24 protein-coding genes are annotated in these 21,816 nt (G+C 45.5%); 5 read left to right on the plus strand and 19 right to left on the minus strand.

What is annotated here, in order from left to right; genetic code table 11:
• Positions 1–47 precede the first annotated feature (47 nt).
• From AB4517_RS11950 to AB4517_RS12030, 17 genes are all read right to left on the minus strand, one after another.
• Positions 48–1,271: a beta-ketoacyl-ACP synthase gene (locus AB4517_RS11950; RefSeq protein WP_017062286.1), complete on the minus strand. Its 1,224-nt coding sequence runs from the start codon at positions 1,269–1,271 to the stop codon at positions 48–50.
• Positions 1,268–1,993: a 3-ketoacyl-ACP reductase FabG2 gene (locus AB4517_RS11955; RefSeq protein ID WP_017062285.1), complete on the minus strand. Its 726-nt coding sequence runs from the start codon at positions 1,991–1,993 to the stop codon at positions 1,268–1,270. Before AB4517_RS11955 ends, AB4517_RS11950 begins: the two co-directional genes overlap by 4 nt.
• Positions 1,990–2,454 (minus strand): hotdog family protein, encoded by a 465-nt coding sequence (locus tag AB4517_RS11960; protein ID WP_017062284.1) that lies wholly within the window; start codon positions 2,452–2,454, stop codon positions 1,990–1,992. The genes AB4517_RS11955 and AB4517_RS11960 overlap by 4 nt, the downstream gene beginning before the upstream one ends.
• Positions 2,447–3,646 (minus strand): beta-ketoacyl-[acyl-carrier-protein] synthase family protein, encoded by a 1,200-nt coding sequence (locus AB4517_RS11965; protein ID WP_372148400.1) that lies wholly within the window; start codon positions 3,644–3,646, stop codon positions 2,447–2,449. Before AB4517_RS11965 ends, AB4517_RS11960 begins: the two co-directional genes overlap by 8 nt.
• Before the next feature lie 5 nt (positions 3,647–3,651).
• Positions 3,652–4,275 carry a DUF3261 domain-containing protein gene (locus AB4517_RS11970; protein ID WP_029235408.1) on the minus strand — a complete coding sequence of 208 codons (624 nt, stop codon included), beginning with the start codon at positions 4,273–4,275 and terminating at the stop codon, positions 3,652–3,654.
• The gene (locus tag AB4517_RS11975) at positions 4,272–6,644 is read right to left on the minus strand and encodes an MMPL family transporter (RefSeq protein WP_048659798.1); all 2,373 of its coding nucleotides are present in this window, start codon (positions 6,642–6,644) and stop codon (positions 4,272–4,274) included. The genes AB4517_RS11970 and AB4517_RS11975 overlap by 4 nt, the downstream gene beginning before the upstream one ends.
• The gene (locus tag AB4517_RS11980; RefSeq protein ID WP_372148401.1) at positions 6,616–7,296 is read right to left on the minus strand and encodes an outer membrane lipoprotein carrier protein LolA; all 681 of its coding nucleotides are present in this window, start codon (positions 7,294–7,296) and stop codon (positions 6,616–6,618) included. The genes AB4517_RS11975 and AB4517_RS11980 overlap by 29 nt, the downstream gene beginning before the upstream one ends.
• On the minus strand, positions 7,283–7,786 hold the full coding sequence (locus AB4517_RS11985; RefSeq protein WP_017062279.1) for a thioesterase family protein: 504 nt from the start codon (positions 7,784–7,786) through the stop codon (positions 7,283–7,285). The genes AB4517_RS11980 and AB4517_RS11985 overlap by 14 nt, the downstream gene beginning before the upstream one ends.
• A 39-nt stretch (positions 7,787–7,825) precedes the next feature.
• Positions 7,826–9,373, minus strand: a complete 1,548-nt coding sequence (gene hutH, locus AB4517_RS11990; RefSeq protein WP_017062278.1) for a histidine ammonia-lyase — start codon at positions 9,371–9,373, stop codon at positions 7,826–7,828.
• Entirely contained in the window at positions 9,351–11,150 is a 1,800-nt protein-coding gene (locus AB4517_RS11995; protein WP_372148402.1) for a glycosyltransferase, read from the minus strand. The genes hutH and AB4517_RS11995 overlap by 23 nt, the downstream gene beginning before the upstream one ends.
• Positions 11,143–11,505 carry a 3-hydroxyacyl-ACP dehydratase gene (locus AB4517_RS12000; protein WP_017062276.1) on the minus strand — a complete coding sequence of 121 codons (363 nt, stop codon included), beginning with the start codon at positions 11,503–11,505 and terminating at the stop codon, positions 11,143–11,145. The genes AB4517_RS11995 and AB4517_RS12000 overlap by 8 nt, the downstream gene beginning before the upstream one ends.
• Positions 11,506–11,593: 88 nt before the next feature.
• The gene (locus tag AB4517_RS12005; RefSeq protein ID WP_017064141.1) at positions 11,594–12,982 is read right to left on the minus strand and encodes an AMP-binding protein; all 1,389 of its coding nucleotides are present in this window, start codon (positions 12,980–12,982) and stop codon (positions 11,594–11,596) included.
• A 6-nt stretch (positions 12,983–12,988) separates the two neighbouring features.
• Positions 12,989–13,546 carry a septation protein IspZ gene (locus tag AB4517_RS12010; RefSeq protein ID WP_372148403.1) on the minus strand — a complete coding sequence of 186 codons (558 nt, stop codon included), beginning with the start codon at positions 13,544–13,546 and terminating at the stop codon, positions 12,989–12,991.
• On the minus strand, positions 13,546–13,803 hold the full coding sequence (locus tag AB4517_RS12015) for an acyl carrier protein (RefSeq protein WP_004739745.1): 258 nt from the start codon (positions 13,801–13,803) through the stop codon (positions 13,546–13,548). The genes AB4517_RS12010 and AB4517_RS12015 overlap by 1 nt, the downstream gene beginning before the upstream one ends.
• A 10-nt stretch (positions 13,804–13,813) precedes the next feature.
• Positions 13,814–14,074: a phosphopantetheine-binding protein gene (locus AB4517_RS12020; protein ID WP_004736154.1), complete on the minus strand. Its 261-nt coding sequence runs from the start codon at positions 14,072–14,074 to the stop codon at positions 13,814–13,816.
• Positions 14,075–14,179: 105 nt separating this feature from the next.
• Positions 14,180–14,950, minus strand: a complete 771-nt coding sequence (locus AB4517_RS12025) for a 1-acyl-sn-glycerol-3-phosphate acyltransferase (protein ID WP_017062273.1) — start codon at positions 14,948–14,950, stop codon at positions 14,180–14,182.
• Positions 14,950–15,696 carry a beta-ketoacyl synthase chain length factor gene (locus AB4517_RS12030; protein ID WP_170963074.1) on the minus strand — a complete coding sequence of 249 codons (747 nt, stop codon included), beginning with the start codon at positions 15,694–15,696 and terminating at the stop codon, positions 14,950–14,952. The genes AB4517_RS12025 and AB4517_RS12030 overlap by 1 nt, the downstream gene beginning before the upstream one ends.
• Positions 15,697–15,768: 72 nt before the next feature.
• On the opposite strand from AB4517_RS12030, the gene AB4517_RS12035 reads away from it, so the two are divergent.
• The 3 genes from AB4517_RS12035 to AB4517_RS12045 are packed head-to-tail and all read left to right on the plus strand — an operon-like array spanning position 15,769 to position 18,525.
• Positions 15,769–16,158, plus strand: coding sequence for a hypothetical protein (locus tag AB4517_RS12035; RefSeq protein WP_017062271.1), 390 nt, complete (start codon positions 15,769–15,771; stop codon positions 16,156–16,158).
• A 28-nt stretch (positions 16,159–16,186) separates the two neighbouring features.
• Entirely contained in the window at positions 16,187–17,260 is a 1,074-nt protein-coding gene (locus tag AB4517_RS12040; RefSeq protein ID WP_372148404.1) for a methyltransferase, read from the plus strand.
• Positions 17,261–17,283: 23 nt separating this feature from the next.
• Complete coding sequence (locus AB4517_RS12045; protein WP_372148405.1) at positions 17,284–18,525, plus strand: NAD(P)/FAD-dependent oxidoreductase; 1,242 nt, start codon at positions 17,284–17,286, stop codon at positions 18,523–18,525.
• A 128-nt stretch (positions 18,526–18,653) separates the two neighbouring features.
• On the opposite strand, the gene AB4517_RS12050 is transcribed toward AB4517_RS12045, so the two are convergent.
• Both AB4517_RS12050 and AB4517_RS12055 read right to left on the minus strand, forming a co-directional pair.
• A complete protein-coding gene (locus tag AB4517_RS12050; protein WP_017062268.1) occupies positions 18,654–19,160 on the minus strand; it encodes a hypothetical protein in 507 nt (168 codons plus the stop codon).
• A gap of 140 nt (positions 19,161–19,300) precedes the next feature.
• Positions 19,301–20,434 carry a flagellar assembly protein FlgT gene (locus AB4517_RS12055; RefSeq protein WP_017064138.1) on the minus strand — a complete coding sequence of 378 codons (1,134 nt, stop codon included), beginning with the start codon at positions 20,432–20,434 and terminating at the stop codon, positions 19,301–19,303.
• Between the two features lie 192 nt (positions 20,435–20,626).
• Between AB4517_RS12055 and AB4517_RS12060 the strand changes: the two genes are divergently transcribed.
• Entirely contained in the window at positions 20,627–21,262 is a 636-nt protein-coding gene (locus tag AB4517_RS12060) for a FlgO family outer membrane protein (RefSeq protein WP_017064137.1), read from the plus strand.
• A 9-nt stretch (positions 21,263–21,271) separates the two neighbouring features.
• Positions 21,272–21,703: a flagellar assembly lipoprotein FlgP gene (flgP, locus tag AB4517_RS12065; protein ID WP_017062265.1), complete on the plus strand. Its 432-nt coding sequence runs from the start codon at positions 21,272–21,274 to the stop codon at positions 21,701–21,703.
• The last annotated feature ends 113 nt before the right edge of the window (positions 21,704–21,816 follow it).

Consider the following 21,816-nt stretch of genomic DNA (forward strand, 5'->3'; position numbering starts at 1 on the left):
ATCCGCGATGAACCTTTTTATTTACTTAGCGTTTTATGTAGCTAAGCTTAGACTTTCTTGAAGATGATAGAGGTGTTGATTCCACCAAAAGCAAAGTTATTGCTCATCAAGTATTCAACATCCAATTCGCGACCTGAGCCCGTGATGTAATCGAGCTTGCCGCACTGTTCATCGACATTCTTAAGGTTTAGGGTTGGGCTGAACCAACCGCTATGCATCATCTCTAGGCTGAGCCACGCTTCAATTGCACCACATGCACCAAGCGTATGGCCAAAGTAACTCTTAAGAGAGCTGATTGGTACTTCACCAAAGATATTCGCTGTCGCGTTACTCTCTGCAATATCACCTTTTTCAGTCGCAGTACCGTGCGCAGAAACATAGCCAATCTTCTCAGCTGGAAGTTGTGCGTCTCTCAATGCTTTCTCCATACAGATTTGCATAGTTTCCATCTGAGGTTGAGTCACATGAGCCGCATCACAGTTGCTCGCAAAACCTATGATTTCTGCGTAGATCTTTGCGCCACGAGCAACAGCATGTTCGTACTCTTCAAGGATCAGGGTTCCAGCGCCTTCGCCGATAACCAAGCCATCACGCTCGCTGTCGTATGGGCTAGGGGATTTCTTGGGTGTGTCGTTTTTTAAACTGGTAGCGAAAAGGGTATCGAAAACGGCAGACTCAGTTGGGCATAACTCTTCACCACCACCGGCAACCATTACGGTTTGGTAACCATGCTTGATCGCTTCATAGGCGTAACCAATGGCTTGGCTTCCTGAAGTACAGGCGCTGCTGGTGGGAATCACGCGGCCACGCAGACCAAAGAACAGACCTACGTTTACCGCGGCTGTGTGTGGCATCATTTGAACGTAAGTGGTTGCTGTGATTGCTCGTGTCGACTTCTCGTTCAGCATTACTCCGAAAGCACCAACCGCATCGGTACTGCCAGTTGAAGAGCCGTAAGCGATACCAGTTTCGCCATTGGTCAATACATCGTGACCAATTAAGCCGGCTTGCTCCAATGCATTCTCAGTCGCAACGGTAGCTAGGCGTGATACACGGCCCATGCCACGCACTTGCTTACGCTTGTAGTGTTTAGGCAGTTGGAAGTCATCAATAGGCGCGGCAAGTTTTGTGTTGAGACCATCATATTGCTCGAAGCTTGGCATATATTGAGTCGCATTTTCACAGGCCTTTAGCTTAGGCTCTATCTGTTGCCAGTCGTTACCAAAAGCAGTAACACCAGACATTCCAGTTACAACAACGCGGCGGGTCATACTAAGCCTCCATTTACTGAAATCACTTGGCGAGTTACGTAGCCTGCAATATCAGACATTAGGTAGCTGACTAGGCCGGCTACTTCTTCCGGCTCACCCATACGGCGCAGTGGTACTTGAGGAAGTGCATGATCTTTCACGTGCTCGTCAACCATACCTGTGTCAATTAAGCCAGGAGCGACACAGTTTACCGTGATCTTGCGTTTTGCGAGTTCTAGAGCAAGAGACTTAGTTGCGCCAATCACCCCCGCTTTTGCTGCAGCATAGTTAGTTTGACCACGGTTACCCATAATGCCGGATACCGACGCTAGAGTGACGATACGGCCACCTTTACGCTTTTGAACCATAGGCATTACACAAGGGTGAAGTACGTTGTAGAAGCTATCTAGGTTGGTATGGATCACACCATCCCACTCTTCTTCCGTCATCGCGGGGAATGCAGTGTCACGAGTAATGCCCGCGTTGTTCACTACACCATAGTAAGCACCATGTTCAGCGATATCAGACTCAAGCTTTTCGCGACACTCGCTTCGTTTGCTGATATCAAATTGAATAAGACGTCCAGCGCCACCCAGTTCGGTGATCGACTTTAGCGTCTCTTCAGCACCTTGCTTGTCACCCATGTAATGAACGGCGATTTCAAACCCGTCTTTCGCGAGTTGAATAGCGATCGCTTTACCAATACCTTTACTGGCACCAGTGACTAAAACCTGACGGCTCATGATGGGCTCCTAGTTTTCATTTCTTGTAATTTTTGTTCGGTCGGCACGTAGACGTTGAGTTGGCATTGAGCCACTAACTCACCTCGGTCTTCGACTCTTGCGGTAAACACAGCCATACCGCTGTCTTCCATCATCTGTTCGGCGTAGATATCAAGGGTCTGACCTTGAGTAAACTCATCACACAGTGATTTATAGCGACGAGAGCCGAGTAAGAATCCGATTGGGGGCGTGGTGCCGTTTTTAAGTGCGTGATATCCAGACCATGCCGCTACAGACTGCGCCATAAACTCGATTCCAACATATGCTGGTACCGTTTGAGATTCGGCGTCAAAGAACAGATTATGGTCACCAATATCGACCTGACAGTGGATCGACAACGCCTCTACGCTGATAGCACGATCGATTAATATCATCGGATCATCGTGAGGGAGAAGTTGGTCTACAGAAGGGATATCAGTCATTTACTACACCAAAAATCAGGCTAATGTTGTTGCCACCAAAAGCAAACGAGTTGCTTAAGATGTTCTTTGCTTTAAGTTTCTGTGAACAGTTTACCAAATCAATCTCAATATCTTCAGCTTTATCCTGACATTTTTGTAAGGGAAGCGGTAAGTCATATTTCAAAATATGCCACGCAATTGCAGCCTCAATCGCACTTGCTGCGCCTAGAGTATGCCCGGTCAGCGGTTTGGTAGAACTGACGGGAACCTTGTTTGCAAAAATACGATGAATAGCTTTACTTTCCATCGAGTCATTGAGTGGCGTTGCTGTACCATGTGCATTGATATAACCAATGTCTTCTGCGTTTAACTGTGCAGAATGTAACGCTTTTTTCATTGCTTGTTCAGCACCATTGCCTTCAGGGTGAGGCGCTGAAATGTGGTGTGCATCAGAGCTGTCCCCACAGCCCAATAAGGCAATGTTTGACGTGTCTTGTGCTGCATTAACACCGGCTAACTTTGTTTTGCTGAGCAACATAAATGCCGTTGCTTCTCCTATGTTGATACCTTCTCGGGTTGCACTAAATGGCTTACAATGTGTTGTTGAGAGTGCTTCAAGACCGTGGAAACCATTGAGTGTCAGCTTACACAATGTATCCACACCACCCACTAACACGGCATCAGCCATACCTGAATCTAATAAGCGCTGGGCGGTCAGAAATACGCGGCCACTGGATGAGCAAGCCGTAGATATGACGTAGTTTGGCCCCGTTAATGCGCAATACTGGCTAACGAACTCTGAGGTATCACCAAGCTCTTGTTTTGAGTAATGGTAATCTGCTGGAAACTCGCCGTTTGCCAATTTTTGTTTGAAGACTGCTTCACCATCGGAGATCCCAGATGTGCTGGTGCCAATAACAACAGCAATTCTATCTGCGCCAAACTGAGATTTGGCTTGCTCGATAGAATCTTCAATTTGGTGAAGAGCCGACAGCGCCAGTTGATTGTTGCGAGTGGCGTATTGCGTAAGATCTGAAGGAATCGGTGGTAGTTCACCCGCGATCTGACCAACGACAGTGTGTTTACCATCGTTCAGCATATCGTGCACTTCGACCATATTTGATTCACGCTCGTCTTTTAGACAGCCATGAATATCGGCAATCTCTGAGCCTAGCGCTGAGTGGAAACCACAGTCTTGGATGTAAATAGGCATAGTGTTCAACTCTTACTTGGATTGTCGACAATCGTTGAGTTCAACGTTTGTACGGTGATGTTGTAGCCCAGGGTCAAATGTTTGAAAACAATGTCGCCTGCCGTTTTGTGTGTACCAGGATCTGTTTGGTAATCAATTTGAATGATTGCCTGTTGGTTTTCATCAAATACGGTTCTTGTTTTGTCGGTATCGACTAGGTGCCAACCTATGCTTTGTAAAGGCTGAGCCCATGCTTCAGCCGGCCATAAGGTAAGCATTAAATTAAATAGCACCTGTTCAGGTTGTGGCAAAGTTGCGCCAAGCCCAGACAAAACCTGCGTATCAATTACTTGATTCTGGTATTGCAGCGATAGAATGCGAGTACCCCAAGAGGAGAACCCCGCCAAAACCACTTTACCTGGTGTGACTTCGACTTGAACCGGAAGCTGCTGTGTATCATTTTCCCACGTAGCGCTAATCAACTGACTGGCTGTTAATGAGTATCCCAGTTCAGCTGGCAGTGGTAGTGCTAGATCGGTGTCTTGATCGATAGACACGCTCGCACCACTTGGCTGCTGAGAAACCATCGAGCAGGCACTCATTAGAATGCCCACTAGTATGGCGAAGGTTACCTTTAATGTCTGGATCATCTAAAAGCCTCTCGAGTAATTGGTCCTTCTACGTTTTTACTACTGTTGATCGCGAGTGGAGAAAGCAGCCAAGCGACAAAGATCCCTGTCAGAACCGTCACCCCGAAGCTATGAATAGCATGAGTCTGGCTCAGCGACAGTAAGCCGAATGAAAGTAGTGTTGTGAGACCTGACAAGGTGATCGCTAATAAGGTGCTCAGCGATTTCTTTTGCTCAGCAAAGAACAGGGTGTAGTCTATGCCAATCCCTAAAATCAGAATCAAACCAAGCAGGTTAAATAGGTTCAGTGTCGAGCCTAAAATGCCCGTGACCGCCAAACCTGCTACGCCTGCAATCAATGAAGGCAACAGCATTAACAGGCTTTGCTTCACACCATAGCGCCAGCCTAACAGCATGCCAATAGCTGCCAATGCTATCAATAACAGCTCGGTAATCTTGACGCGGTACTCAGCAAAAAGAGAGGAGATTTCATCCGCTTTATTGAGGTGTTTCACACCTTGCTTCTGAGCAAAATCTGACTCCAACCACTGTGAGAACAGCTCAGCATCAGTGACGTCTTTTATCAAAATGACCGACGCTGCTTGCCCGTCGATAGGTTTTAACCAAAGTGGTCGAACAGGCTCTGAGACTGGAGACTCCAAAAATCCAGATACCGTGATTGGTTCGAATTTTGGTAGTTCTGGAAACGTAGACCAACCGAGAGAGCTTTGTAATATATGGCTTTGTTGACTATAGAGTTGTTCAACCAACTGATAGTTATCATGCTGTTCTTGTTTACTTAACAAGTGTTGATTGATGCTGCGATACCCGGAGATACCTTGGCTATTGACCAGCGAATCTAAGCTTGTGGTGATTTCTGTCAATTTTTTGAGTAGCTTTTGGTCGCTCTGAGCTGTGACCAAAAGCATATTTTGACCACTGCCTAACCCTGATATCTCAGTAATGGCTTGCTCTTGTTGTTTGAGTTGTTCGGGCATAGCCTGAAGCTGGCGAATATCGTCGTCGTAACGAATTTGACTGAGTGACATCAAGCTAACGACAGTCACTGTTAACGGTAAGCCAATTCTAAATTTTTGGTTGCTCCAAAGGCTTAACCAAGTATGCCAAAGTTTCGACAGGGGAAGAGGGCGCTCTTGGCCTGGTTTTACCGCTAAAACGGGGTACCAGCACACCACACTGGCGTAAGCTGCGATCAGTCCAATCGACGAAAACAGAGCCAGTTGCTGCAAGCCTGGGAATGGCGCAACCAGTAGCCCTAAGTATCCGATTAAGCTGGTGATTAAACCTAGAGTGATGGCAATGAAAATATGCTTTAGGCCTTTATCGCTCTGCCAGTGGCTTCCTGCGGCCAAACGGTCAGTGAGATAGTGAAAAGAGTAATCGATGGATACGCCAATCAAGCTAGCGCCAAACACCAAGCTGAATAGATGCACCTTACCAAAGATAGCGACAGTGCTTGCCAGTGCAACCAATAATCCTGTACTGATTGAGAGTAAAGATAAGGCAAGTGGTAGCGCACTACGAAATGTCAGCCACACCAATAAAATAACGCCTGCCAATGAGCCCAAACCAATGGTACTGATTTCTGATTTCGCGCTTTCGGTACCGTAATTGGCGTAGAACACCACACCAGTATGCTGCACCTTGACGCCAAATTGTTTTTCGACCTCGCGCTCAATTGAATCAAGATCTGGAAGTTGTTCTTGAATCGCCAAGCTATAAGGTGAGTCCGCCAGAGTAGCCGTGACTAAAATATGAGTTTGCTCATTCGACTGGGCCGTGAGATAGCCCTCTTTCAGAACAAAGTTACTTGATTGGACGCCAATAGCACTGATGTAGTCGCGAAATAACAAGAATGGGTCGAGAGATAACTCTGCTGCAGTGACGCCTGAGAATGGATTGTACAGAGACTGAATGACATATTGAGCTCGCGAATCAGGCGAGTGTGTCAGCGTCTCTTTTTGTTGTTGGGTCAGCAGTTGAGATCGGTGACGAAAATAGAAATCGCTCCACTGGCTTTGAGTGCTGGCGTTGATTTTACCTTGAACTTGCTTAAACAGAGTTGGCTGACTTGAAAAAGTTCTTTGGTTGAGAGCTTTTTCAAAAGCGTCGGTCGCAACCATGGTTTGTTCGATATCGGGAGCGCTTATGATAAATACCACTTGCTCGCTCATCGAGCTGGATATCTGCTGAAAGGCTTGCTCTACCATTGGGTCTTGCTGGTTTTCGGGCAGTAACTTTAGAATGTTGCTTTCAATCGGTACCGACGAAGAAAAAGCGAATTGTTTGGTCAACAACCCGCTAAACAGCATTACAACAACAAGCCAAACAAGGGCAAGACTAGAGTTGGAATTGTTTCGCTTCAGCATCTGATAATACTTCCGGTAGATGGCTTAACTGACTGAATTCGATCACTGTGCTATCTCCACGAATCTCTTTCAACTCAATACGTTCAATATCGCTGTTGCCTTGCAGCGTGATAGCCTCAAACACCGCATTCATCGGTGCATTTTTGGGCTTTAGAGTCAGTGTCCATGCTTGTACATTTTCATCAGAGCTGGTGTTAGTTGCGGGCTCAAAATTGAGTGCGAACTGTTCCTGAAGTTTTTGCGTGTCCCCATGAAACACTGACAAGAAGATATGGCTGAAATAAAACGCCATTGGATTTTCTTTGTCGGTGATGATTTTTGCGGGTTGATCGGCAAACCTTTGGCTCAGTTTGTTATCGGTGAGCACTAAGTTCACGGGAAACGGAGTGGTTTGTGTCCAGAGTAAGCCACTTGATTTGTCTAACAGAAATGTACCTTGTGACGTTAAAGGCTGGGCGAACATCTCCATATTGCGTGTTTGAGTGAACTCACCACGCACAATACTATTTTCGCTGAGCACCGTCTGCAGCTCTGAAATAGAATTGACAGCAGCATAGTTTTCTTTGGCGCTTACAAGGCCGCTTGTCATCATCGCAGTAAGTCCAATTAGCGCGATATTGATGTATTTGCGACTGCGTTTAAACAGATTCATGGTTCACCTGCTGTGGGTTAGAGGTTTGTGTTTGATGTTCAGTTGCTAGAGGTAAGCAACCAAATTGGTGCCAGTGTTCGACTTTGTCAGTAAACACTTTGGGTGAGGCAAAGCACATCTCTTGTTCTTCGATGGTGACGGCAACCTGCATGGTGTGAGCACGTGTCATTCGAGCACCGGTTAGAGCATCATGAATTTCATAATCGACGCGCAGGCGATTTTCCCACTCGGTGAGTTTCGCCGTTACCTTAATCTTGTGATTAAACGGTATCGCCTTAATGTATTTCACGCGGGTATCGATGATAGGCCACATGTAGCCAGAATCCTTCATCTCATGGTAGTTGTACTCAATCTTATCCATCATGATGCGCCTAACTTCTTCAAAGAATCGGAAGTAGTTGCCGTGATAGATCACGCCCATTGGGTCGGCATCTTGGAATGAGGTGATAAGCGTCACCTCAGATTGTAATGGGTGAAGGATTTCAGACATAAATCGCTCTCAACAATATTGCGTAAAGGGTTGGCTACTTTATGAGTAAAGTGACCAGTGCTGACTTTGAATACGAGCAATGAAGTGGCGTAGATCGCCTTCAAGTGGTCGATCTTCTACGATAAATTCAAACTCCTTAAGCACTTCGTCGCGAATGTGCTTGAGGTTCTCACTCATGTGGTGCTCATCAAGCTCATTGTGGCGCTTACGAAGTTCGAGTGCTTGTGTCCCCGCCAGTAGTGACGCTGCTGCCACTTGTTCGGTTAGCTCTAGAACGCGTAAACAGTCACGAGCTGCGATGGTGCCCATACTCACTTTATCTTGGTTGTGACACTCAGTTGAGCGAGAGAATACGCTTGCTGGCATGGTGTGTTTCAATGCTTCTGCTGTCCAAGCTGAAACGCCAATCTGTACTGCTTTAAAGCCGTGGTTGATTGGCTTACGTTCGCCTTCAGCACCCGTTAGGTTGAATGGCAAACCGTTGTTGAACTTGTAGTCCATCAGCTGAGCCATTTGACGGTCAAGCAGATCAGCAAGGTTCGCAACTGCAGTTTTTAACGTATCCATCGCCATTGCAATGTGTCCACCGTAGAAGTGTCCACCGTGCAGTACGCGCTCATTATCACCATCGATAATTGGGTTGTCGTTGGCACTGTTTAGCTCGTTCTCGATCATTTGGCGTAGCCAAGGCAGAGAGTCTTGAACCACGCCGATAACATGTGGAGCACAGCGCAGAGAGTAACGATCTTGGAGGCGATCACTGTTACGTGGCGGGCGATCCGCTTGCAGATCATCACGCAGCCATGCAGCAACTTGTTGTTGACCAGGATGAGGTTTGACTGCAAACAGCGCTTCATCGAAATGGAAGTCATTGCCGTGCATACCGACTGATACCATAGCGGTGATCTTAGTTGATAGCTGAGCTAGATATTCCGCACGCTTGTAAGCGATACAAGCTAATGCCGTCATTACAGACGTACCATTCATCAACGCCAAGCCTTCTTTTGGCTTAAGTTTGATAGGGCTAATTCCTAACTCTTTGTAGACGTCACTGGTTGGGCGCACTTCACCTTTGTAGATTACATCACGCTCACCAATCAGTGCTGCGGCTAAGTAAGACAGAGGTGTTAAGTCGCCACTGGCACCCACCGATCCTTCTTGAGGAATGCGTGGTGAGATGTCTTGGTTGATTAGGGTAACGATCTGGTTGAGTAGATCGTGAGTCACACCAGAGACACCTTGTGATAACGAACAAAGACGAGTTGCAAGGACTGCACGAGCTTGTTCGTGAGACAATATTTCACCTAAACCACAGCCGTGAAAACGTGTTAAATGCAGTGGTAGCTCGTCAACTAGGTTTGGCGGAATCGCAACCGTACATGAGTCACCGTAACCCGTTGTTACACCGTAAATCACACCTTCTTCTTTCAATAGGCGTTCTAAGAAAGCGACACCACGGTCGATCTTAGATGTGAATGCTTCACTTGTGTTCATCGAGGCTTTTGCGCCTTGTGAGATAGCGACAACATCCTCAATCGTGAGGCGCTCGGCACCAAAGGTGATGCTATTTGGATTCTTTTTCGTCATGGTGCTTGCTCAATGTCCAAAAATTAAAAAAGTTGTACCACTGAAGCGGTGCTTGCAGTGTGTAGTGCTGAAGTCGATTTGCGTATTTTTGCACGACTTGCTGTAAAGATTGTTCGCGAGTCTTTCTTGGTAGCTCGATCTTGTTGCTAAAATGCTCGAAATAGACATTAAAATGCGGCTTAGATTGTGAGTCGTCACGTAACCCAAACAGCAAAAATACGGGTGCTTTGAGAACCGAGGCTAACATAAATGGACCTTGAGGGAATGGAGCTTCCTTACCTAAGAACTCAGCCCATACTGAGCGGCTCTCTTTGCTGGTGGAAGTTCGATCGCCAACAATCACGATCCATTCGCCTTGCTCTAGTTTCTGTTGTAACAAGATAGCGGTATCAGGCCCCATCGATGTCACCTGAATCAGATTTAAATCAGACTGCGGGTTAACCGCTTTCATCACGTAATTAAAACGTTCGGCGTGTTCTGTAAAAACCAGGGCGTTGATTTTGATGTTCGAGTGTCTGCGACCTAAAGCTCGGCACAGCTCAATATTGCCAAGGTGAGATCCAAGGATTAGCACACCTTGCTTATTTGCCACCATGCTCTCGAACTGGTCTTGGCCATGAATAGTCAGGTTATCTGCCGAGAAATCACCTTTCCATGCCGCGAGCTTGTCGAGCATCGTATGGCCAAATGAAAGCAGATGGTTGTAACTGGTTAGTTCTCCGGGGAGCTCAATATTTTGCTGTTCCGCATAGGCTTTTAATTGGAATAGATATTGTTCGGAAGCGTTTCGCGCACGCTGGCCCGTCAAGTGGTAGTAACGCATCACACCACGCAGAATGAGGTTGAACACACCGCGACCTAACAAGGTATAAATGGCTAATAACAGCTTAATGCCTAATACTGTGCCGCGTTCTTGAGTGCGGGACCAGTGTGGTTGTTCAGAAGCTTGCGGCTCTGAATCAGTCGATAAATTTGGGTTATTATCAGCTGAATCGGATTTGAAATGGCGAGCAATCAGTTTTGGTGCTCTTGGCAGCATGCTGAAGAATAGACGTGTATGCATCCAACTGATTTTGACGTTATCCCACAACGCATCGAAATGAGAGATGCCGTTCTCAGGATAGATAACGCGCGTTTCAACGAAGTCTATGTCGCAACCTTCCCAATACAGGCGAACCAAAATCTCGATATCGAAGTCCATTCTCGAACCAACATCGTACTTATTCAACACAGTTTGAGTTTGGTTGATAGGATACGCTCTAAAGCCACACATGCTGTCTTTAATTGATAAAGAAAGGGTTTCTATCCATACCCAGATATGTGTCGCGTAGCGCCCATAGAGCCTTGCTTTGGGTACGCTGTCGTCGTAGATAGGCTGGCCTGATATCAGACGTTGTGGCTTAGCTTGTGAGGCCTCAATCAATGTTGGCAAGGCTTCCAGGTCGTGTTGCCCATCAGCATCTATCTGAATAGCGTGGCTAAAGCCTAGTTGCTGCGCTTTTTTGATTCCGGCTTTTACTGCGCCGCCTTTACCTTGGTTCTGTTCAAGCGTCACCAAGGTTACGTTTGAATTCTCTGCTAGGGGAGACAGAAACTGTTTTGTTGTGAGTTCACTGCCATCGTCAACGATGATGATCGGTAACTCAAAATGATGAAGTGACGACACCACAGCCGGCATGGTTGCGCCATGGTTAAAGCACGGGATAAGGAAGCAAGCCTTGTAGCTGCTTTCTTTTGTGTGGTGTTGAGAAGTAGCCTCGACGGGAGCGCTATTCACTTTTTTCTCCCAGCTTCATTTTGCCTGAAGAGTGGGTCTGTTCACCGTTGTTTGATGTGTAACTAAAGCTCAGCTTGTCTTTGTCAGCATCCCATTTGAGTGATAGCTGGATTGTAGCGTCAGGCAGGATAGGCTCTTGGAACTTAATGACTTCCATTCCTTTAAAGAAACCAGGAACGCCTAACTCTTGGACTGCGTAGTGAAGTGCCCAATCAATTTGCGTGACGCCAGGTAGAATAGGGAAGCTCTTGAAGTGCCCATTAAAGTCGGTGATATCTCCGCTAACATGAAGTGTCAGGGTCGATTCATTTTCTACCGTGTCTACAGCAATGATGTTTGGTTTTCTTTTATCCATAGGGCGTGCTTAGAATCCTTGGGCAAATATTGGTTCTTTGACAAAAATATAAAAAGATAATCTCAGTGTAAAATACGATCAGCGGTTTCTATGATTTTATTAGCTGTTCTATGTGAGATGTTAATCGCTTACCTTGGCTGTTGAGGGGGATCTCATCGACAACACGGTATTTTCTCGGGATTGCGATTGGCTCTAACCACTTTCTGAGTTCTGTACGCAGCATCAACCAGAATTTACCTTTGCTCATGGTCGATAGAGCGGCTTGGCCTTCATCTGATAATACCAAAACAGAGGCTAATATTAATCGCTCAGGCTCCTCAAATGGAATAACCACGCACTCACTTATCCAAGGCAGTTGCTCCAGTCGCTTTTCCACTTCAACCAGTGATACTCGCTTTTCTTCTATCTTGATCACTCGGTCCGTTCGGCCCTTCAATATGAATTGATTCTCCGAGACCATCTCGCACTCATCAGAGGTTTGATACCAGTTATTCTTATCGATGTACGGCGACAATAACTTAATGCAACTCTCACTGTTGAGACTAGCCTCAATACAGGCAAAAAGCTGCCAAGGCGTTTGAGCGCTCTCTTGCTGACGAAATGCGATGCCACCGGTTTCTGTGCTACCAAAGACTTCAATCGGTAAATGACCAAGCAGATCTCGTGACTGGTGAGCCGACTCGGTAGGCAATGGACCACCCGAAGAGAAGATTCCTGCAAGTTGTACCTTGTTGGTCTCATGCTTTAATCGTTTAAGTAGCGCTGGGCTGCTGATCAGTACACAGTTTTGATTTGCGTGAGATAAGATCTGTTCTGGGTATTCAAGGTTGTGTCGAGCAAATGGAACACCAGAGCATAGTGGCCATAAGATTCTAAACAGCAAACCATAGATATGTTGATGAGAAACTGTGCTTTGGATTTGGTTTCCCTTGAGTAACTCACCCCAGTTCTTGTGTAACTGAGCGGTCTCAATATCGAGGTGCTCTAACGTTTTATCTATCGCTTTTGGCGTGCCACTTGAACCTGAAGTGAACAGAGTTAATGGGACTGTTGCCAAATCAATGGTCGTAAGATTCTCGGTTAGAGGTTTTTGTGCTTCAGTGTTTGAATCCAATAAGGTTTGGATATTACGAACGTCATTCACCTCAACTTCGCCAATCGAGTTATCAACTAGCAGGCAATCAAACTGCTTACTTAACTCAGCAAGCGCACATGGCTGGTAGTTGCCCGGTAAGATGATGTGTTTGTTGGCTGCTGTACATGCCAAAAAGGCCACCGCAAATAGGTAGCTGTCTTGGGTACAAATCGCGATTCGTTGAAAAGGGGATAAAGACAAAAATTGTACGAGTTGAGATAAGTCGTCGTTAAATGTTTGCCACGTAATCTCGCTATTGTCGTCAAAGCAGACAATAGATTCAGGGGCTCTGTCCTGGCTAAGAAGCTCAGACAACGAGGTGTAAGATACGGTTTGGGTCATAACAATTTAACTCTGACGAATGCGCTGTCTTACTACCCACTCTCCTGCAAAGAGTAACCCTGCAAACAGATAGCTGAGTAAGCCATTGTATAGGGTCCATACTTCTAGCGGTTGGAAGCAGGTGTAAAGGGCAATAGAGCCATTGATAACAAAGAACAAGCACCACACTTTGGTGACTTTTCGTGTGTAATCAACGCCACTTTTCGGAAGTTCAGGCTCTTGAAGGCGAGCAAGACGTTCGATAATCGTTTGTGGTTGCCATAGGCTCGAAGCGAATACAACCAGCATACAAACATTAACGATAACGGGATAATAGGTTAGCCAGCCGTGTTGCTTAAAGGCTAAGCCTAAAGCCAGCAGAACAATACCGGCACTTCCACTGATCCAAGCTAGGTGTTTTAGCTCTTTGATTTTAGCCTGACCGCCGGTGAAAATGCGTACAGCAAAGATAGCGGCTAAGGCAATACCAACGGTTTGTAAGCCAAACTTGTTGAGTCCAAAGTAAACCGCTATTGGATAAGTGAAAAGTATAATTGCCGACAGTAAAGTCAGCAGAGGACGCATTAGGCGTCCTTCAATAGTTCAACCACAGATTCGACAACGTCATTAACGGTGCGCACTGCTTTGAACTCTTCAGGTTTTATCTTCTTACCTGTGACGTTCTGTAGGTGAACGACCAAATCAACGGCATCAATGCTGTCTAGGTCTAGATCAAGATAGAGATGAGCTTCAGGGGTGATATCTTCAGCGTCAAGCTCGAACAGCTCAATAAGCGCATCTTTAACCTGGTTGTATACTTCTTGTTGGTTAGCTTGTGTCATAAAGATCTGTCTAGTTATTCGTTTGAGAAGAGATGTAGTTCGCTAGATTTTCAACTGACGCAAAGTGCTGTCGAGTGTTTGAATCATCTGCATCGATAACAATGTTGTACTTTTTCTTGATAGCAAGGCCAAGCTCAAGGGCATCGATAGAGTCTAGTCCAAGTCCATCACCAAATAGTGGAGCTTCCGTTTCAATCTCATCAATGCTCATGTCTTCAAGGTTCAATGCGTCGATGATCAGTTGTTTCAGTTCGTTGTGTAATGTTTCCACTTTGGCCTACTTAATGCTTTATCTGAATGCTGCTTTAAGGGGGCGATTCTACATTATATGAGGTATTTTCGAAATGCCGATATCGCCTGTTATGTTATTGATACGCTAAATGTTTTCTTCGGAAGGGAAAATTGTTTGTGCAAGATGATGATTAAGGCGCCTTGCTGCCGAAGTTAAATTATTTGAGCCTTCAATAAATGGTTCGACTTCTATTTTACCTTTCACCGCGACATGAAAAAAGGGCTTCGACGCAGGAACTTGATACCATTTTTTCTCTTTCGTTAAGAATGTCGGAGAAACCGTAATATGAATCACGCGTAAATCGGTTTGTGTTCGAGTCGCGATTTGTGCCGCCCCACGCTGTAAGGATGGTTCAATTCCTGGCGTTGTGCGAGTTCCTTCGGGAAAAATCAGCATGACATTGCCACGTGAGAAGCGTTCTTCACAGCGCTCTAAAAGATCGTCAGGGGCTTGGTTCGGTATATAACCTGCCGCTTTGACAATCCTTTTCATAAAAGGGTTTTCCCAAATGGCCGCTTTGACGAGGCAATCACATTGAGGAAGTTGAGAGGCGATCAGCACATAGTCAATCAAACTTGGGTGGTTGGCGACGATAATGCAGTTACGGTCGTTACGCAGTAGTTCTGCACCATCAATTCGGTAATCGATTGCTCCGGTGAACTTCATGATCTGGCAAAACGCATTGAATGAGAAACGGATTAATCGCTGTGCTTTAAGCTCTCTTTTAATGGTATTGGGATTGGTTAGCGCGATAGTCGGTAAGATTAAGAAGCTCAATACTAAGCCACCCAAACCAAAGATGGTAAAGCAGAGGCCTGTCGCGAATACTCGCCAATACTGGTCTACTCTGCTCATTACGCTGTACCTGTCTCGGTGTTATTTACCCAAGACCAAGTTTGGTGCTTGCCAGCAATAGCCCACCTATTTGTACCTAATAAGATATGTTGGAGCGTTTGTAACCCTTGTGGTAACACGGAAGGTGCTTGGTTGGTCTCTACTGTCCTAGTAATAGAGTATTCACTGCCAGCGGTGAGCACTAAGCCCAGCGCATAATCAGCAAAGTTCTGTGTTTCGTACTCTTGGTAGAGCTCGGGCAGAGGTTGGTCGAAATCGATAACTAACACTCGATGCGACGGATATTGATGAAGGTAAAGATAAGCTTCGATCAGAGCGTTGTGGAAAGTATCTTGCCCTGCGGCTATTGAAGTCAGTGGAATCGGTGCTTTGGCGGCAATGGTGGTTAGACCAGCTGCGGTATTATGTACCGACTGCGAGAACGCCATTGGTGAGGCATCGTCACCTTCTAATATCGACTGAATTAAAGTGGCGGTTCGATGCAACTCACCATGTCGGCTAGCAAAGACCAGATAATCAATCGAGGTGTCTTTTAATAGGGTTAACGCGGTTTGGACAGCAAGTTTGCTTTGCACACTCATTCGGCGGCGCATCATTGGAGGAATAGCTTTAAATTCAGTTGAGCCATCTTGTGGCCAATCTAAATTAGTGCTCCACGCTTGCCATTCAGCAATAGAATTGAGCCCCGCTGAATTTGCAGACCATTTCTCAATATTAAACGACATTAATTGGGATTGATTTGACATAGAGTATTGATTTGCTTTGAGTCTAACTAAATACTATGCGCGCTTATAAATAAACACAGATAAGGAATTTAAATGAAATTACTAAAAATAGCAGTTTCAATGTTATTCATATTCGTTCTTGCAGGATGTGGACGCGTCCAACCTGTAATGAATGTTGAGGATACTCCAGTTGCACTGAATCTTCAAAGTAAACAGGTTAAATCAGCTATTTCTGAATCTGCTGAAAATCGAGGCTGGTTGGTTTCAGAAATAAAGCCTGGTTTGATCCGCGCTGAATTGTATGTTCGTTCGCACCACGCTGTGGTTGAAATTCCTTATAGTGATAAGTTTTACTCTATTCTTTACGTTGAATCAGAGAATTTGAAGTACGACGATGGTGAAATACACCGTAATTACAACCGTTGGGTTAATAACTTAAACGTTGATATTAAACGTAAGCTTGCGCAAATGGCAGCTGAGTAACTCTCTATTATTTAAAGTTAGGTTTTTCGTGTCGGAATATAAATTAGATCCATTCAACGCATTAGAAGCAAAAACAGAAGCGCAGAAATTGTCTTTCGCTCCGATTGTTTTTCATACTGCTCGTACACTTCGTGATTTAGGCATTTTGAAAGCGTTAGATGACGCGGGCAACGAGGGTTTACCAGCAGAGTCTATCTCTGAATCGACCGGTGTCTCTGAGTACGGCGTGAAAGTCCTGCTCGATATGGCGTTAAGTGCTCATATTGTGACTTGGGAAAAGCCTAACTACAAAATGGCTAACCTTGGTTTCTACCTTCTGCATGATGGTATGACTAACGCAAACATGGATTTCACAGCCGATGTTTGTTATGCCGCGATGATGCATCTAACAGAAGCGATTGAAGAAGGCACACCTGCAGGCTTGAAAGAGTTGGGTGATTGGGAAACCATTTACCAAGGCTTGTCTCAATTGCCAGAAAAAGCAAAAGAGAGTTGGTTCAAGTTTGATCACTTCTATTCGGATCGCTCGTTCCCTGTGTTACTTGAAAAAGTCTTCAGCAAGAAACCTAAGTCGCTGGTGGATATCGGCGGCAACACGGGTAAGTGGGCGATGCAATGCTGCAACCATGATGCGGACGTTGAGGTGACGATTGTTGATTTGCCACAGCAGCTAGAAATGGCAATAGCAAACGCGGCAAAGCATGGTCATCAAGAGCGAGTCACGCCATTCCCAGCGAATATGCTCGATAAACAGCAAACTCTGCCAACGGGCGCGGATGTTTGGTGGATGAGTCAGTTCCTTGATTGTTTCTCGCCAATGGAGATTCTGAGCATATTAAAGCGCGTTCGCTCTCATATGTCAGAAGATGCGACTGTCTATATCCTTGAACTGTTTTGGGATTCACAGAAATACGATGCGGCTTCTTATAGCTTAAACGCGACGTCTCTCTACTTTACCTGCTTGGCCAATGGCAACAGTCGTTTTTACCGCAGTGAAGATTTCTTAGAGATCGTTGAAGAAGCGGGCTTTGAAGTGGTAACTCGCACCGACGATATCGGTCTTGGTCACACGCTTCTTGAATTGAAAGCTGGCGCGCAATAAAAATAACAAACATGGCTTAAATAATGAAAAAACTATCAACTCAAGTGGTGATCATCGGAGCTGGGCCATCAGGGTCTATTGCTGCGTCTTTACTTCATAAAAAAGGCATCGATGTTCGAGTGATTGAAAAGAGCGTATTCCCTCGATTTTCTATTGGTGAAAGCCTATTACCAGCTTGTATGGAAGTGATTGAACAGGCTGGGATGACTGACGCAGTGATCAACGCTAACTTCCAATACAAAGATGGCGCTGCCTTTCGCAAAAATGGCGTTTATACGGCGTTTAATTTTGAAGACAAGTTCTCTTCTGGCCCTGGAACTACGTTTCAGGTTCAGCGAGGTGCCTTTGATAAGGTTTTGGCAGATACGGCTGAGGCGCAGGGTGTCTGCATTGATTACCAACATGAGTTAATGGGCATTAATTTCACCGACGACAGCATCATTTTAGATGTACAAGTGCTGGGTGGAGAGCGTTATCAGATAGAAGCGCAATACGTTCTGGATGGCAGTGGTTTTGGTCGAGTGCTACCAAAAATGCTTAACTTGGCAGAGCCGTCATCGCTCCCTCCACGCAAAGCTATTTTTACGCACATTAACGATCATATTGCAGAGGTGGATACCGATCTTGAATATGACCGAAATAAAATTCTTATCTCTGTGCATCCAACCAACCCTGATGTTTGGTATTGGTTGATCCCGTTTAGTAACGGTGTCTCTTCGTTTGGTGTCGTAGGAGAGCCTAAGTTCTTTGAGTCCTATCCAGAAGACAAGATTGCTGCAATTAAACAGCTGGCAGCGGAAGAGCCGGGCTTGGCTGAGATACTGGCAAGCGCCGAGTATCCAAACCCTGCGGGTGAAATTGGTGGCTATTCTGCCAATGTAAAACATTTGGCGACGGATAAGTACACGTTGCTTGGCAATGCCGGCGAGTTCCTTGACCCGGTGTTCTCGTCAGGCGTGACGATTGCGATGAAGTCGGCACAGTTTGCGGTTGAGTGTGTCGAAAAGCAACTTAACGGTGAGAAGGTAGATTGGGAACGCGATTATGCCGCTCCTTTGATGGTTGGTGTAAACACCTTTAGAACGTATGTTGAGGGGTGGTACTCAGGTACTTTGCAGGATGTGATTTTCTATCAAGATCCAAATCCAAAGATTAAGCAGATGGTGTGCTCAATTCTGGCGGGTTACGCATGGGATCAAGCCAACCCTTATGTGAAAGAGTCTAAGCGCCGATTGGCGACACTGGCTGAGATATGCCGAAACTAGGTAATCGATTTTGTATGTAGCAATACTCTAAATTGCCACGATGGATCGTCATAAATTAAAAACAGCCGCAATGTGCGGCTGTTTTTGTATCTGAAAAATATGGGCGGTCAGCTTAATCGGATTTAAGCCTATTTTAAGTCGATGCTGTTCAATCGTCCCATAAATATAAGTAGATCAATTACGTCTTTGTGAGCATCAAGCAGCGCACGTTTGGTTTGGCTATAAGCTGCAAGTCGGCCGTGCTTTCTGATTGAACATACCTTGGTTTTGTACTTGTAGTCACCATTCTCAGAGAAGACGCGCCACTTAGCGATGTAGCATTCGTCGCGGTGTTCAGGATCACTCTGAGTTGGATTTGGTTTGAATACAATTTTGGGTTCTAGACTATGAGGCAGGCGCGTCATCAGGTAGGGCTCTTTGAGGACTTTGGGCCAAAATTTGCCCCATAGCTGTCTGCCCAGTTCATCTCTTAATTTAATGGTTTTCTTCAGTGCTTTGTCTTCACCCATACGAACAAAACCGACCGACCGATGCAACACCGTATCTTCGGGAGTATGAATGTGGATCTTAAAAGCGGTTTTACCTTTCGAGATAAAGCGGTAACCGGTAGCACCAATTAGATTATTCTGACTCATAGTTTGCTAAGTGATGATTATGTTATTAATAAGATTACGCCAAATACTGCAAAACCGAAACTAATACCCATGAAAAAAAATAAAGCCTTAACAAAAGTGCTAAGGCTTTATTAGAAACTGTGAGGCGGGCGTGTCGCTAACTACATGATTTTCTGCATCACATCACCAATTTGAATGCTTCCAGCAAGGCTTGGTTGGTCGATCGTCAGTTCTGCTTCGTTTTCATAAACGCGAGAAACGGTCAGTGTGATATCGCTTTGAGATACCTTATTACGTGGCAAGCCGCGTTGGTCGATAAACGAACCTGTGTGCCACAGTTGCAGTTTGTCACCTTGTTGAACACCATGCATTCGACCTAAATCAATGGTCACCGTGTTACCAAATACCGCTGCCACCTCTGGAAGCGTGATCTTACATGACACTTCAGATTCCAAGTCCAACATAATATTGCGGCTAACACGCAGCATCATACTGCCGTAGGTTGATGCCCAGAAACGAGCACTGCGGGTGTCCACTTCACTGGTCTTAGCAAATGGCCACTTTGCCACTTCACGATAGCTACGGTTGTAAACCTGATGTCCTGTTTTACCATCGAAGACTTGCATCTCTAACGCAAACTGACGATTGATGATGTCGTCTTTCAAAAGCTTGGATTCGATGGTCGCGGTTAAATCGGTAATGTCGCCACCAATGATGTACTGCGCGCCAGTGTCTTGGGCGATCATCTTGATCACCTCTGGTCGACGCTTGTCGATATCGTAATTGGTCGTGCCAACGGAAACAAAGCTGCGAGACTCTTGCGCCAGCTGTCGGTCCACGACATGGCCAAAATCATCACCAATGTTATAGATTCTGCCCATTACAGCTTGCTGAGGGGAGGTCACATCAATGTTGCCGACTAAAAATGTCTTCTTGTATTGGCTCTCATGGCAAGCATTTGCCGAAGGATAGATATCGATCCTTGCGGTGATCATTATATTGCCACTGCGTTTTTTCTCTTTCTCTACCAAGATGTAGCGCACTTCATGATTGGTAAATTGAAACTCTTTCTTGTTTGCGTCGAGGTACGGCGTGAGGTTGGAGATACTACCAATATCAGCACCTGAGAACTGGATCGCTTTATATACCGCGTCTTCCAGAGCATGAACCCTTGCCGTTTCCTCTGAGGATACGATGGCTGCGGTACCGGTAACTTCATACCAAGAGGCATGAGCACTGAAGCTTATGGTTATCAGTGAACTTATTGAAAATAAGTAAGAAATTATTTTTTTCATCTATTCGTTACCAGTTGGGTATAAATATTGCTTAACAAATAACTATAAGCTTGAAGCTGACTTAAGTGCGTTTTTCTTAATCTGAACCATTAATGAAAAGCAAAGACTGTTCCAACATTGTAATCCATTGAAAAGAATAATGGTGAGAACATATTGGAACAGGGAGCACTAAACCTATCTGGAGATAAGAGAATGAAAAAATGGCTCGTAGTAATGAGTGTCATGTTGTTGACCTCATGCGCTTATTCGCCAATCTATAACGGCAAGTCTGAATATTCAGGCAGTCAGTTTATGTTGATGGATAGCCCTCGTCATACCATGGATTTCTTCGTGGAAAGTATGACCGAAGATCTGATCATTTCGAATACGAGTATCTCAGCAAGAACTCCGATTGCGATTACGTCGTTTGTTGACCTGCAACACATGGACACAACGAACTGGCTAGGAAACTCGGTATCAGAAGGTTTCATTCATCAGTTTCAGCGTCGTGGCTTCAAGGTTGTTGATTTCAAAACAACAGGTTCTATTCAAGTGACTCATCAAGGTGACTTTGCGTTAAGCCGCGATTGGAAAGACTTAGCTCAAGAACAAGACGTACAGTACGTACTGACAGGCACTATGCTTCGCCAAGAAGGTGGTGTGTTAGTCAATGCTCGTGTTGTTGGCATGCAAACTCGCATTGTCGTGGCGACGGCACAAGGCTTCTTGCCTGCAGACCGTATTGGTCGTGACCTAGATACTCTAAACAGTATTCGAACTCAAGATGGCGTTATCATTCGTTCTGACCCAACGATCAGCCAGCCTTATACTGTTATTCTTCGCCCTTAGGAGTTCGAGATGAAGAAGTTAATATTTGTTGTTGCCGCTTTACTGCTTGTTGGCTGTCAGCCACTGCAAAACATGAGGCCAGACGACTACTTAGTTGCCGTTGGCTACGCGAGTATCAGTGAGCAGAAAGGACGTAACGATGAAGAAAGACGTATCCGTGCGATGAGAGCTTCTAAGATCGACGCCTATCGTGAACTTGCAGAACAAGTTTACGGTATGCGAGTGAGTGGTCGGGCAGAGCTTGAAGATCAACGCCTTGGTACGGAACGTACTTCTGGTGCGGTTGATGGCGTAATCCGCGGTGCAGAAGTTGTACGCAGCTACCCTGTGGGCGATAGCTATGTTACTGAGCTTCAGCTTGATATCCGTAAGATGGAACAGTTACGTAATTACGGTGAAGTTCAACCTGTACCTGAAAAGAGACAACAAACGCTGTTCTAGCCCAAGGGGCGTCTAGCGATAGGACTATCCAGTTATATTGGCTGCTTTCGTTTTCCAGATGGCGTATCGGCAACCAATAACTAATATGAATGTAAAAGCGGCAAGTATGAAAA

This window comes from Vibrio sp. 10N.222.52.C3 (assembly GCF_041474195.1).
Taxonomy (GTDB): Bacteria; Pseudomonadota; Gammaproteobacteria; order Enterobacterales; family Vibrionaceae; genus Vibrio; species Vibrio crassostreae_C.